The 14,966-nt window shown below is 36.0% G+C and carries 7 protein-coding genes and 1 pseudogene; 5 read left to right on the top strand and 3 right to left on the bottom strand.

Annotated features, from left to right (window positions below):
- The first annotated feature begins 219 nt into the window (after positions 1–219).
- The gene (locus J3D55_RS16605; protein WP_259132606.1) at positions 220–2,157 is read left to right on the top strand and encodes an SPFH domain-containing protein; all 1,938 of its coding nucleotides are present in this window, start codon (positions 220–222) and stop codon (positions 2,155–2,157) included.
- A 218-nt stretch (positions 2,158–2,375) separates the two neighbouring features.
- Here the strand turns inward: J3D55_RS16605 and J3D55_RS16600 are convergent, their stop codons facing one another.
- Together J3D55_RS16600 and J3D55_RS16595 are read right to left on the bottom strand one after the other, a co-directional pair.
- The gene (locus tag J3D55_RS16600) at positions 2,376–3,071 is read right to left on the bottom strand and encodes an ABC transporter ATP-binding protein (protein ID WP_259132605.1); all 696 of its coding nucleotides are present in this window, start codon (positions 3,069–3,071) and stop codon (positions 2,376–2,378) included.
- A gap of 84 nt (positions 3,072–3,155) precedes the next feature.
- Positions 3,156–3,719: a hypothetical protein gene (locus tag J3D55_RS16595; RefSeq protein ID WP_259132604.1), complete on the bottom strand. Its 564-nt coding sequence runs from the start codon at positions 3,717–3,719 to the stop codon at positions 3,156–3,158.
- Between the two features lie 736 nt (positions 3,720–4,455).
- On the opposite strand from J3D55_RS16595, the gene gnd reads away from it, so the two are divergent.
- From gnd to J3D55_RS16575, 4 genes and pseudogenes are all read left to right on the top strand, one after another.
- Positions 4,456–5,874 carry an NADP-dependent phosphogluconate dehydrogenase gene (gene gnd, locus J3D55_RS16590; RefSeq protein ID WP_259132603.1) on the top strand — a complete coding sequence of 473 codons (1,419 nt, stop codon included), beginning with the start codon at positions 4,456–4,458 and terminating at the stop codon, positions 5,872–5,874.
- A 12-nt stretch (positions 5,875–5,886) separates the two neighbouring features.
- Positions 5,887–7,366 (top strand): annotated as a pseudogene (gene zwf, locus J3D55_RS16585) (glucose-6-phosphate dehydrogenase).
- 27 nt (positions 7,367–7,393) lie between these two features.
- On the top strand, positions 7,394–8,104 hold the full coding sequence (gene pgl / locus J3D55_RS16580) for a 6-phosphogluconolactonase (protein ID WP_259132602.1): 711 nt from the start codon (positions 7,394–7,396) through the stop codon (positions 8,102–8,104).
- 219 nt (positions 8,105–8,323) lie between these two features.
- Positions 8,324–10,123 carry a BamA/TamA family outer membrane protein gene (locus J3D55_RS16575; protein ID WP_259132601.1) on the top strand — a complete coding sequence of 600 codons (1,800 nt, stop codon included), beginning with the start codon at positions 8,324–8,326 and terminating at the stop codon, positions 10,121–10,123.
- Between the two features lie 328 nt (positions 10,124–10,451).
- Here J3D55_RS16575 and J3D55_RS16570 read toward each other — a convergent pair whose 3' ends face one another.
- Entirely contained in the window at positions 10,452–14,954 is a 4,503-nt protein-coding gene (locus tag J3D55_RS16570) for a fibronectin type III domain-containing protein (RefSeq protein ID WP_259132600.1), read from the bottom strand.
- Between the last annotated feature and the right edge of the window lie 12 nt (positions 14,955–14,966).

The following is a 14,966-nucleotide window of genomic DNA, read 5'->3' as shown; positions in this document are numbered from 1 at the left end:
TCTCTTTCCTTTACCATTGAAATGAAACTAATTAACTTTAAGTTTTTTCTACTAAGAGTATCAGAAATCATCTTCACGATTTTTAATACTTCTCCTCCTTCAATTTCTTAATTTTCTCGAAAGAATTATCAAATAATTCGTACTCTGTTTTTTCATATTCTGAAAAATAGAGCACAATCGCTGTTTTCAAATTTAATCAAACATAAAAACAAACGAACTATGGAACTAGGTTTTCATGGCTGGATGATTCCGGCTGTCATTGCACTGTTGTGCGCAATTTTTTACAAATTTATTTTAAGAATTTTCTTCGGATTAATCATTGTTCCTCAGGACAAAATAGGATTGGTCACCAAAAAATTCGTGTTGGTAGGTAAACAGGAACTTCCGGAAGGGAGAATTATCGCAACCAATGGGGAAGCTGGTTTTCAGGCTCAGACATTGGCTCCGGGAGTTTATTTCGCAAAATGGATATGGCAATATTCTATTGATTTCCAGCCTTTCATCGTGATTCCGACAGGGAAAATAGGATTGCTACTGGCAAAAGACGGTATGGAACTGGAAACCGGAAGAATTCTCGGTAGAAAAGTGGACTGTGATTCTTTTCAGGATGCCGAAGCTTTTTTAAGAAATGGAGGAAGAAAAGGTCGTCAAACAGCGATCATCGCTCCGGGTTCGTACAGAATTAATACCTTATTATTTGAAATTGAATTAACGGATATGACCCAAATTCCGGATAATGCGGTGGGGGTTATCACGACAATGGAAGGTAGTCCTTTGGAAGAAGGTCAGATTGCAGGGAAGAGTATTTTAGATCATAATAAATTTCAGGATGTTGATACTTTTTTGAATAGTGGCGGTTACAAAGGTCTGCAAGAACAGGTGATTTTGGCGGGTTCATATTTCTTAAATCCTTGGTTCACAAAAGTCGAAATGGTGAAAATGACGGAAATTCCCATTGGTCATGTCGGTGTGATTATCAGTTATGTCGGTGAAGATGGCAAAGATTTAAGCGGAATAGATTTTAAACACGGAAATATTGTAGAAAAAAGCCATAAAGGAGTTTGGGCAGAACCGATTGGTCCCGGAAAATATCCGATCAATCCTTATATTATGAAAGTGGAGCTTGTTCCTACAACCAATTTAGTCTTAAACTGGGCTTACGAAAGAAGCGAATCTCACCAACTTGATAAAAACTTGTCAACGATTACGGTTCGAAGTAAAGATGGTTTCCCTTTCAATCTCGACGTTTCCCAGATTATTCATATTCCGACGTATGAAGCTCCAAAGGTGATCGCCCGTTTCGGAAATATGATTAATCTTGTAAGCCAGGTTTTAGAACCAACAATCGGGAATTATTTCAGAAACTCTGCGCAAGACAGTGATGTTATTGCCTTTTTGGGAACGCGTAAAGAAAGACAGCAATCCGCAAAAGATCACATCAGCAGCGTTTTGGAACAGTATAATGTAAATGCGGTCGATACTTTGATCGGGGCGATTGTTCCTCCGGAAAGTTTAATGAAAACTTTAACGGACAGAAAATTGGCGGAAGAACAGAAAATCACTTATGAAACTGAAATGTTGGCTCAAGAAACGCGACAAGCCTTAGAAAAAGAAACCGCAGTTGCCGATATGCAGAAGGAAATAGTAAAAGCAGATCAGGGAGTTTGGATTGCCGAAAGAATTGCCGATGCATCCGTGAAAAAAGCAACCGGAGATGCCAATTCCGTTAGATTACAAGCCAATGCGGAAGGGGACAGATTGAAACTATTGGCAACAGGTGAAGCCGAAAAAACAAGACTTCTCGCAAAAGCAGAATCAGAAAAAATAGAATTGTTGGCAAAAGCAAACGCAGAACAAATCTCATTGACGGGTAATGCAGAAGCGGAAAAAATTCTTGCCATCGGTAAATCTAATGCGGAATCGTATAAATTATCCGTAGAAGCAATGGGCGGAAGTAACTTTACTCAATTAAAAATTATGGAAAATATTGCGAGCCAAAATGTGAGAATTATGCCTGAAGTATTGATCGGTGGAGGCGGAGATGCTGCAAACGGCGGCATCAGTGGATTGTTGGGACTTCAGCTTTTGGAGCAGATACAAAAGAAAAATGTAGAAACGGTTTCTGTAATTGAAGAAAAGACAGATAATAATTCTTAATTTTCTTTTTTTAACGCAAAGATTTTATTTTAAATATGTTATTTAAGTGAGCAAAGAAGAATCAACAAGTTGATTTGATGAAGCTGTATTTTCAAGCTTCGTGAAGCAAATTTATTTGCCTTTGCCTCCTAAAAATCAAAAGTCTAAATAACTAATCTTTGCATTTAAATTAATTGATAAAAACAAAAATGCTCCAAACTATGGAGCATTTTTTATTTTTAAGCAGTATAACTTGCGAAAGCTTCTTCCAGACTTTCAAACTTACCTTTGAATTCTTCAATCGGGCAATCTTGTAAGATATTTCCTTTATGAATAAGGATTACGCGTGAACAAAGTGCTTCAACCTCCTGCATGATATGCGTCGAAAGTAAAACCGTTTTTTGCTGTCCGATTTCTTTTACTACATTTCGGATTTCAACGATTTGATTGGGATCAAGACCGTTTGTAGGTTCATCCAAAATCAATAGATCCGGTTGGTGAATGATGGCTTGAGCAAGACCGATTCTTTGCTTGTAACCTTTTGAAAGTTGTCCGATTTTCTTAGATTTTTCGGGAGTAATTCCTACCAATTCAATCACCTCATCGACTCTCGAAGACGGGATTTTGTGAATATTGGCAACAAATTGTAAGTATTCTTTTACATACATTTCCAGATACAACGGGTTATTTTCAGGAAGAAAACCTATTTTTTTCTTGCTTTCAATTTCGTTTTCTGTAATGTTTTTACCATTAAAAATGATCTCGCCTTCATCTATTTTCAAAGCACCGACAATAGATTTCATCAACGTAGATTTTCCGGCTCCGTTTGGACCAAGAAGACCAATGATTTTGTTTTTATCAATAGAAATATTAATACTATTCAGTGCAGTTTGTTCACCAAATTTTTTGGTTAAATTATTTATTTGAAGAGACATAATTTGTAATGATCTTTTTGCAAAAATAAAAATAAAAAAACTCATTCGAGGGAATGAGTTGAGTTAATATTTCAAAAATGTTGATTATTTCTTTGATTTCTTGTCTTTACTGTTCATCGCGGGATTAGCCGTTGATGCTGTATTTGCAGACTGATTGGAAGAATTGATAGGATTCATCGTAGCAGGTTTCTCATAGAGTGCAAATTTTCCGTTTCCTTTTCCGAAGATTTTATCAACCTGCTTTTTATTCAGAAGCTGAGATTTTCCAACATATTTTTTGTTCTTATTAATATATTGAATAAACTGAACAGTCGGTGTTCCGTAGTTTTTCTCAAAATGCAGTTCGATAATGTCATTGGGAAGTTCCAACACGATATTACTTTCCGGAGCGTCTATAAATCCGTTTGTGATCAGTTCATATAAACCGGAAACATCTTTATTTAGATTCTGGAAAGAAAAAGATCTGAATGTATTAAGGTTAGCAGTATTTAAATCCTGGTAATTAATGGTAAAATTATCGTCTTTTTTATATAAACCTACGGAATTATCTTTACCAATTTCCACCAAAGTCACGTTTTTCAACACTTTTATCTGTGCGAAAGCCGAAATACCGAATAAACATATAAATAGTAGAATTATCTTTCTCATAAGGTGATTTTTAATGTTTTATAATTTGGTATATCTAAATTAATAAATAAAAACGTAAAAAAACATTTTTTATTCCTTTGAGCAAAAGTAACAATTTTTTTTAATATCCGTTAATGAAAATTATTAGATAATATTATTCAATAACTAATGAATTATTTCAACTTATTGAAATTCAGTATTTTGATTTTAAATGAGAATAAAGTCTGCTTTATGGATTCATTAGTTGAAAATCCTTTTACAGATTGCCTTAATTCATTAAAAGTCAATTGTTAATGAACTTTTTGTCAATGGAAATAAAGAGTAATTTAAAATAAATATTAATTCTGCGTAACCAAATTATTGATTTATAAATTTGTTTAGATTATGGGTGTTAAAGATTGAAAACTTGTGGGATTTCTCTTTGGTGAACTCTTCGGGAATTCACAGAATAGGTACGTAATTTTTTTTTTCATTGTATGTGTTTTTAAATGTAAGATAACAAAAGTACTAAAATAATTTATTGAAATGATGATAACCTTATAAAATAACAAGACAAAATTTCAGACTTCAAAAGACCCTATTTTTGAAAGATTTTCATCCAAAAAAAGAATATCGAAAATTTCAATAAAACAATAAATGCTTATAAATGAGTAATATGCAAAATTATGTAAAATTTTTTCTGTGCTTTTATTTTTTTCCTAATTAGCATTTGCCTAATTTTATACTCCGTATAATAGAATTCATATAATATCATAAAATGGAAAGATATAATTACGGGATGATCGGTCTTGGAGTAATGGGGCGAAACCTTCTTTATAATATCGCTGATAACGGTTTCTCGATCGCAGGATTCGATCTTGATGAAGAAAAAGTAAAAGAACTGGAAGGCGGTGCTACTGCAAACATGACTGTGAAAGGTACAGCTTCTCTGGAAGATTTTGTATCTGCACTGGAAACTCCTCGAAAAATAATTCTTATGGTTCCTGCAGGAAAACCTGTAGATGCGGTTCTCGGCAATATTACTCCGCTTTTAAGCAAAGGTGATATCGTGATCGATGCAGGAAATTCTTATTTCAAAGATACCGACAGACGTATTGCTGACTTAGCGTCAAAAGATCTTCATTTTATGGGAATGGGAGTTTCCGGAGGTGAAAAAGGGGCGAGAAGAGGACCGAGCATTATGCCTGGAGGAGATTTGGAGGCTTTCAATCTTCTTCAACCGATGTTAGAATCTATTTCTGCAAAGGTAGATAACGAAGCTTGTACCGCTTATATGGGGAAAGGTTCTGCCGGAAACTACGTAAAAATGGTTCACAACGGAATTGAATATGCCATTATGCAGTTGATCAGTGAGGCTTATGATTTACTAAAAAGAGGAGCAAACCTGAATAACGATCAGCTTTACGAAGTTTTCAAGGAATGGAATAATGGCGAAATGAATTCTTTCTTAATTGAAATCACAAGAGATATTTTTAAACAAAAAGATTCATTAACGGAAGGTTATCTTGTCGATCAGATTTTAGATAAAGCCGGCGCAAAAGGAACCGGAAAATGGACTTCAGAGCAAGCCATGGAAATTGGTGTTTCTATCCCGACTATTGATATTGCAGTGACTTCAAGAATTCTATCTGCTTACAAAGAGGAGAGAATTAAAGCTTCTCAATTATATTCTGAAAAACAAATTACCAATCCGGAAAATACAGAATTATTCATAAAAGAAGTAGGAGATGCCCTGTTTTTGGCTAGCTTAATCAGTTATGCTCAAGGTTTGGCATTATTGGTAAAAGCTTCTGAAGAATATCAATTTGAAATTCCATTAAAAGATGTCGTGAAAATCTGGAGAGGAGGATGTATCATTCGTTCTGTTTTATTGGAGAAATTCTATGTAGCTTATTCGAAAGATTCAAACTTGTCTAATATTTTACTGGATCAGGATATTTCTGTGATCGTTAAAGAGAAAATATCATCATTAAGAAAAACGGCTGCTTTTGCTGCTTCAAACGGAATTTCCAGCTTAGGAATTCAGACTGCTTTAGGATATTTCGATGCCTATACAACAGAATCTTTGCCTGTTAATTTAATTCAGGCACAACGAGATTATTTTGGAGCACATACGTATCAGAGAATCGACAGAGAAGGTGTTTTCCACACTTCTTGGGAAAGTACAAATAATTAATAATCAGGAAAAATGAGTGAAAATAGAGCCTTGCAGCCAACTACAATAATTATTTTTGGCGCAACAGGAGATTTGGCAAAAAGAAAACTTTTTCCGGCATTTTATAATTTATACATCGATGGCAGAATGCCCAAAGGCTTCAATATTGTGGCATTGGGAAGAGCAGATAATACCGATGAATATTTTAAAAATTACATTAAAGAAAATCTTGAACACTTCTCAAGAAAAAAGATAACTTCAGAAGATTGGGCAGGATTTCAGGCTCATATTACGTATTTTCAACATCAATTGGATGAAGAAAATTCTTATATAGATCTGCATCAAAAATTAGAAAAGTTTGATACGGTTTACGGAAAAAGAGGAAACAGATTGTTTTATTTATCCATCGGACCCAATTTCGTTTCTACCATATCAAATCATATCAAAAATACGGCTTTAGCTTCTGATGCTAAAAAAGACCGTATTATCATCGAAAAACCTTTTGGTCATGATAAACAATCAGCAATAGAATTAAACAGTTTATTGGCTGAGACTTTTGAAGAAGAACAGATTTACCGTATCGATCATTATTTAGGTAAGGAAACGGTACAGAATATATTGGCGTTTAGATTCGGAAATTCTATTTTTGAACCTTTGTGGGATTCTAAACATATAGAATCTGTACAAATTACTGTAGCTGAAGAAGTGGGTGTCGAAACAAGAGGAAGTTTCTACGAGCAGACAGGAGCATTAAGAGATATGATTCAAAATCATTTATTGCAAATTTTGTGTATGGTTGCTATGGAAACCGCCTGCTTCATTAGAATCTGGCGAGATCAGAGATCGTAAAGTAGATGTTCTTAAATCGATTCGCAGAATTTCAGAAGATCAGGTTGATCATTACGCAGTAAGAGGTCAGTACGGAAAAGGGACAGTAAACGGAGTTAAAGCCAAAGGTTATCGTCAGGAAGAAGGGATTGCCGAGGATTCTAATACAGAAACTTTCGCAGCCGTAAAATTCTATCTCGACAACGAAAGATGGCAAGACGTTCCTTTCTACGTTCGTACAGGGAAAAAAATGAAAGAAAAGCATTCTTATATCACGATTCAGTTTAAACCGCTTCCTCATTCCACTTTTTCAGAAAGTTCACAACTTCTATCGGCTAATAGATTGATTATTAATATTCAGCCGTTAATGGATATCAGATTGCAGTTTATGGCAAAAAAACCGGGACTTTCATTGGTTTTAAAACCTGTTGAAATGATCTTTGATAATTTTGCCTGTCAGGAAGATACTCCCGAAGCATATGAAACGCTTTTATTAGATGCACTTTTAGGAGATCTTACGTTGTTTATGCGTTCGGATCAGGTGGAAGAAGCTTGGGATGTAGTAAAAACTATACAGGAAGCTTGGCAAGATGGGAAAGCATCTTTTCCAAACTATGAAGCAGGAAGTTGGGGACCGGAAGAGAGTTTTGCTTTAGTTGAGAGACAAGGTCATACTTGGGTATAAAAATTATTTCAATTTAAATAGAAGAAAATGAATATTACAGTATTTGACGATTTAAATACATTATATAAAAAAGCAGCAGATACGTTTGTTGATCTTTCAAAAAAATCTATCCAAAAGCACGATCGTTTTGTGGTGGCATTAAGTGGAGGTTCTTCTCCGAAAGCTATTTTTAATTTGTTGGCAACTCAGGAATATGCAGACAAAATAGAATGGAATAAAGTATACTTTTTCTGGGTTGATGAAAGATGGGTTTCTTTGGATGATGAGAAAAGCAATGCAAAGATGACATTTGAGGCGCTTCTGGATAAAGTTCCTGTTAACAAAAATCAGATTTTCCCAATGTATCAGGACGGAACAGAGCCTGAAGAGTATGCAAAGGAATATGAAATTAAGATCAGAAAAATTCTGGGAAGCGAAGGTATTTTTGATTTTATCTTGTTAGGAATGGGAGACGACGGCCATACAGCTTCTTTATTTCCGGGTGAGGAGATTTTAAATGAAAATGAAAAATGGGTAGATGCTTATTATCTGAAACCACAGGAAATGTTTAGAATTACATTGACTGCGCCGATCATTAACAAAGCAGAAAATATACTGGTTGTAGCATTCGGTGAATCTAAAAAGCATGCATTGAATGAGATTTTAAACGGAGAATACAATCCTAAATTATATCCACTACAACTCATCGAGAAAAAAGAAAGTTTTCAGTTTTTCACAGATGAAAAAGCAATGGGATAAAATTGTTTTGTAAAAAATATAAAGGTCAATGGAAGATTCTGTTGACCTTATTTTTTGAAATAAGTTTACATCGTAAAACAAGAATTATTATTCGTCAAAATTAAAATAACAACGAAAATTTTTAACTTTAGCATAATAAAATTCGAGATATTACTCTGTTTTACTCTTTATTGGCTTGCTAATTGATAGTAGAAACCTTATTGAAATTTTTGATTATTGATGAACAAATCGACTGTAGTTTTAATATTCTTTTTAGGTGGTTTTTTCTTTTTAAGTGCACAGGAAAGAAAAGATTCGATCTATTATAAAATAGAGAAATTTTCTGATAAAAGAAAGGTTACCAAATTCGTTCATCGTTTCATATTTCGTAGGGAAGCAGATTCGGCTTCTGTGAAAACAAGAACCGAAAAGCAAGCTCAGGAAACCTACAACGGAAAGCATATCAGAAATATCAAGATAGAAACAATCGACCCGTTCGGATATGGTTCGAAAGACGAAAAAGAAAAATCCAAATGGTACGATTGGTTTACAAATCATCTTCATTCTAACACAAGAATTTCTACGGTTAATAATTATTTGCTTTTTCACGAAGGTGAAGAATATAATGCCCAAAAACTCTACGAATCTGAACGTTTATTAAGAGCAATGCCTTTCATCAACAGAGTAAACATCAGTGTTTCCGACAGTACCTCAACCCAGGATTCTATCGATGTTGTTGTAAAAGTCTTGGATTCCTGGAGTCTAAAACCGCGACTCAGCTATTCAGGAAGTAAAATCGGATTGGGTATTACCGAAGAAAATGTATTGGGATTGGGACACGAGCTGGATCTCCTTTATAGAAACGATTCCAAAGAAAAGCAAGATTATTTTCTGGGAAGTTATACAGCCTATAATTTGTTTGGTTCTTACATCAATGCTCAGATTTTGGGAGAACGGGATTTTGCGAAAAATGAAAGGATTAATTTCAATGTCACAAGAGATTTTTTCTCACCATTAACGAAATGGGCAGGAGGTTTTACTTTTGAATATTTTATGCGAAATGTTGCGCTTCCGATGGAAAATGACACGACTTTTCCGGAAGTTCAGATTAAAGTGTACAGTCAGGATTTGTGGGGCGGTTATCAAATTCCTGTTTCGTCTGACCCAAGTGAAAAAGTCTCCAGTAATATCGCATTGATAGGGAGAATTCAGAATTATCAGTACAAAGACAGTCCCGGAATCGATCAATATCAGTATTTCAGTTCTTACAGCAGTTTTCTGATGTCTGTAGGATTTATTCAGAGGAAATTTTCGGTGGAGAAAAATATTTTTCAGTACGATTTGCCGGAGGATATTGCGTATGGTAATTCGGTGAATTTAACCGCCGGAGCGTTGTCGAGAAGTAACGACGTGACGCCTTACGTGGGAATTTCTGCTTCTTATGGAGATTTTACAAAGCTTGGATATTTTAATTTGAAAGCTCAGTTTGGAAGATTTTTTAATGAAAGTAGACAAAATCGGGAATCTTTCCGTCTGGATGGAACCTATTTTACCAATCTTATGGATTGGAAATTTGCCAAAGCAAGACACTTTTTTTCTCCCACGTTGGCATTGGGAAATCCACAGCATAATTATTCTTACAAAGACAGAATTAATCTTTCTGCGGCAGATGAATTCCCTGTTTACAATGGAGATTATATAGGGACTAAAAAATTGGTGTTAAGATATCAGCTTCAGCTTTTCGTTAATAAAACGTGGAAGAATTTTCATTTCAGTCCCTATTTAACAACGGCAGTCGGTTGGTTAGGTTTGCCCGGAGAGAAATTGTTAAAAACAAGTGCGAATACTAAAATAGGAATCGGTGTTTTAATTAATAACCCGTATTTGGTTTTCAACAGAATTCAGATTTCCTTTACCTATTATCCTCGTGTTCCTTTCGATAATAATTCGATTTTTGATTTTAACAGCAACCGAAACAATCTTTTACCAATGAACAGTTTTGCGACAGATATTCCGCATTTTGTGAATTTTGGAAATTGATGGATTATTGTTAAAAGTAATACTAATTTTGTTTACACTTTTCATTTTAGCTGGTCTTTATTAATTCCTTTTTCAGCATGACAACTATTGCGGATGTAAACCTTCAAGGTTTTTAAAACCTTCAAGGTTTGATTTTTTGTAACAGTCGCAAATTCTTAACCACGATTGAAGCATAAACAAGATTGATAATTATATTTAAGAATTTGTCATTTCTTTAATCTTTTCGATTGTTGCCAAAATAAAAAGAGCGAACATCAATGTTCGCTCTTAGTGATTAGTCGTAAAAATTTAATTACATGTTATAAAGATGTAAGCGATTTTTGACCATTTATTCTTTAATGAATTTTTTCATTGCAGATCCTTTACTGTCTTCAATATCAATTATGTAAATACCACTAATGAGATTGCTTACATTAATTTCATTATTAAGGATTATTCCGGTTGTTAAAAGCCTTCCTTCTGCACTGTAAATTTTGTAATTGGCTTTAGCACTGATATTTTTCACATACAAAATCGTTTTTACAGGATTAGGATAGATCAGAATTTCTGTTTGATCCACTAAATTAGGAACGGGCTGTTTTGAAATTCTAACGGTATAATCTTCCACTTCTCCGTCTGCAAAATTGGTACAGTTAATCGGAATTCCATCTTTTTGCATAGCCACTCTCATCACAACATATTGAAAGTCTGTAAGGCTTATATACGAATTAGCAGGAACACTAAAGGTTGTACTTGCCGTTGGATTGGTATTGGGTCCGTCAGCTAATATTCTTTCATCGATATCAAACTCTCCGTTTCTGTTGAAATCTATCCAGATGGCAACTCCGGATTCCGTTCCTGAACCAGATTTTTTATCAATGGTAATCTGATTTCCAGTAGATCCCTGTATCAATTCGATAAATTTAGTCGGATCTCCTGTAAAGTCTGAATAATTTGTTGCTAATGATTCATTAATCATCTCAGGTTTTCCGTTTGGTATTGCATGAACTTTTGAGATAAATTCTGTATCAGAATTATCTGATGACATATCGCAATATATAATGGTAGGTGTTGTGAAATAATAAAGATCAGTAAAATCACCCGGTGTTCCGTTACAGATATTAGCTACCTGCATTTCATATTTATTTAATTCCAATAAACCTGTTATGGTATAGGTGTTGGTGTTTACAACGACCGTCGTCCAGCTTGGAATTCCTACTTTTCTGTATTTTAATATATAAGTTGAACCCGCAAATGCGTCCCAAGTTACTTTTGCGGTTGTTGGAGTAAGCTGAGTAATCGTAAGTCCCGGAGGTGCTATTTCACAAACTCTTATTGTTGTAAATATCTGCGGATTAGACCATGTATTTGGCGTTGTCTCGCCCACACAGATATTCGCTACCTGTACTTCATATGTTTTGAATGAATTAAGATTTGAAATAGTATATGAATTGGCAGGTGGTTGCGGAATCGTTGGCTGATTCCAGACAGTAGTACCGGCTTCTCTCCATCTTAAAACATAATTTGCACTGGGAACAAGAGGGTTCCACGTTACAACTGCGGAGTTTGAGGTAACATTGCTTATTGTAACCACAGGTGGGGTAGGATCGCATCTTGTTGTAAATGTATCGATTGGGGTGTAGATACCAATTCCTGTGCTTCCGCAAACAGCAGCAACTCTTACTTCATACATTGTTGCCGGTGTTAAACCATTTACGGTTACCGGTGGGTTTCCTCCAAAAGCGGAAAGATTTAAAGTAGTCCATGCAGAAGCCGGTGTCGTAACAGGTCTGTATTCTAAAACAAATGCATTATTGTTAGCAGCAGCCGTCCAGTTTATTATAACTGAATTATGGGTAATAGTTGAAAAGACGGGATTTCCCGGTGTAGTATTGTTGCAAGGTCTTAATTTTACAGTATAATCTTCAACTTCTCCATTAGCGGGATTCACACAAATTACAGGTGCACTGTAACGCTTAAGTACAACTCTCATGGTTGTTGTTAACGGACCTGTATAGATTCCTGTTGATGGAACATCAAAAGTAGCAGTAACAGGAGTTGCCGTGTTGGCTGCAGAGGTCATTATTCTCTCGGCATCGGTGAAAGTACCATCTCTGTCCCAGTCGATCCAGGCATAAACTGATTCGGAGTAAGTATTTACGGTCCAACCTTTAGAAACTGATAATTGATTTCCTGTGGAACCTGTTTCCAGATTAATTAATGTCGTCGGTGTAGTATAGTTTGTATAATTATCCTGAAGAGAAGTATTATCCATTACAGGGAAATTAACAGGCGTAACTTTTACATTAGAAATATAATCATTTGTACCTGTACCAATCATTGTACAATACGTCAACGGAGTCGTAGTAAAGTCTACATTTGGAGAAAAAGCTCCTTGAGTACCTCCACAAATTGTTGCTACCTGAAGCTGATAAGCAGTCTGCTCATTAAGCCCGGTGATCGTGTGAAAACTCTGTCCTGCCGGAAGTGTAAGACCTGCCGCAGAAGGAAGCCATGCACCAGTTGTTCCCTGTCTCCATCTGATCACATATGTTGCACCCGTAGTAGGCAGCCAAGACACATAACCAGAGTTGTGAGTAAGGTTATTTACAGCGATATTGGCAGGTGATGCGGTAGTACAAGGTTGTAAATCAATGAATTTAATATAATAATCTTCAACCTCACCATTACCGGTAAGCGGTGTGCAGGCATTTGAAGGAGTTGATGAATACATGATCACTCGCATTTTAACTTTACTTGTTCCTGTATATGCGTTTGCAGGAACATCAAAATTAGCTGTAACAGAGGCTGTATTATTAAATCCTATATATGTGATTTTTTCTCCTCCCGGTGTTGTAGAAGGATTATTATCAAAAATTCCATCTCCGTTAAAATCGATCCAAGCATTGGTTGTGTAATTTCCTGCAGCGATTGATCTTCCTACAGATAATGTATTATTTGTAGAGTTTCGCAATAGCGTAACGGTTTTTGTCGGATCTAAAGAATAATCGGTATAGGTAGATGGTCCTGAAGTATTACTTGTTAAAGGTACATTAGAGCCTATCATCGTAACATTACTGATGAAGCCGTTGGTGACGGTAGCTGTAGATGTGTTACAATAAGTTAATGCAGGTGTTGTAAAATTCACAGGAGGAGAAAATGCGCCCTGCGTACCACAAATGGTAGCTATTTCTACTTCATACGGAGTGTTTTCCGTAAGACCGGGTAGAATAATATTATTTGTGAAAGGTGTATTGACTGTAATGGTTTGCCATGCTCCACTCGGTAGTGTTCTGTATCTCACAACATAAGTTGCATTTGCGGTGGCTGCCCATGAAACACTTGCCGATGTTGCGGTAATATTGCTGACAATAATATTAGAAGGAGGTACATTGGTACATGCTGCTAAAGGTGCACCTATAAGCTGAATGATAGGTATTGTAGAATATCGGCTTACGGCAGTTGGCAGATTTGCAGGATCTGGATTTATTGTTGTGTTGTAATAAATCATTCCGCGGTTTGTTCCGGCAGGATAGTTCCCCCACTTTGCGGTACATGACGTTGTTGGAGAGTTTTCATCAACACCGATTACAAGATTGCTTGTCCCATCCCATAAGAAAGGGGTTGCCAGTGGGATTTCAACCCATGTTCCTGGTGTCATTGTCGGTAACGTTCCCGAATAGACTTGGTTTAATGATGAAGAAGAAACCCAGTTTGTGGTTGTTTGAAAATTCAATTGTGATGTATTTCCCATGTACACTGTCCATTGATTATAATTAGCCTGAACAGGAGCAGTAGTCGCTACAAAAAACTTAACGGATGTTATCAGATTATTGGTTCCAACAGCTCCGGAAACCTCTGATGCCGTATAAATCTGTTGAGAATAATTGAATCCTGAACACGAATAAATAGGTAAAAACCCACTAGTTGCAGTACCACCACCAATTTGTCCCGGTGTAAAAGGGTGTCCTGCTACCCATGCTGATTTATCTGTAGGTGAACAGACAGATCTTACCCACCAATAATAGGTTGTTCCCGAAACAAGCGATGTTAAATCTGCTGTAGTTCCCGGAATAATTGTACCTGTAGTGGTTGCTACAGGAGGAGTATTGGTTGTATTGTAATAATATTCATATCCGTTTGCCGGAGCGAGTGCCGGAGCAAGAGGTGCACTCCAGTTTATGGTAGCGGAATTAGGCACGATATTGGTCACTGGTAAAGAAGTCGGTTCAAAACAGCTCGGAGCTTCTATCACCTGAACTTCGTCTAATAATAAGTCGTCATAGATATATCCACCCAATACATCTTTGTCTACTGTGAATTTTAATTGAATGGTAGCTCCCACATAGCTTGGTGCTAAAACAATACCGGCTGCTCTCCATTCAGGGTAGTTGGTATTGTTGATCCAGATTTGTACCCATCCGCTGCCATCATTTACTTCTACTTTCAATTGGTTGTTTTGAAAAGCTGGAAGGGTTCCGTTTAATGTGTTTAAATGATTTTTAAACCATTCAAATTTTACATAAGGACTGGCTAATCCTGTTAGATCAATCTGTGGCGTGATGAGTTCTACATTATGTTCACCTATATAAGGATTAGAGGCATCTACCCAGGCGAATGTTCCGGCAGGTTTTCCTCCGTTTCCGGTTGCTCCATATCCTGCTGTTCCGAAGAATCTCCACTTTGCGTAGATACTGGTAGAAGCTGTTGTAGGATTTTGGCTTACCCAACACGTCGGAAGTGCTCCGGTACTGAATAATTCTAAAAATGGTACAGGTACAGGAGCACAGGTCTGTCCCGAGACCAATGCAAAGCACCATAGAAATGTGATAATTGGTAAAATTTTTTTCATATTACTATATAT

It is taken from the genome of Chryseobacterium ginsenosidimutans, from assembly GCF_024807225.1.
GTDB classification, from domain to species: domain Bacteria; phylum Bacteroidota; class Bacteroidia; order Flavobacteriales; family Weeksellaceae; genus Chryseobacterium; species Chryseobacterium ginsenosidimutans.
Note: the sequence above shows the minus strand (reverse complement) of the source record. Positions and strands in the feature narration are given on the sequence as shown.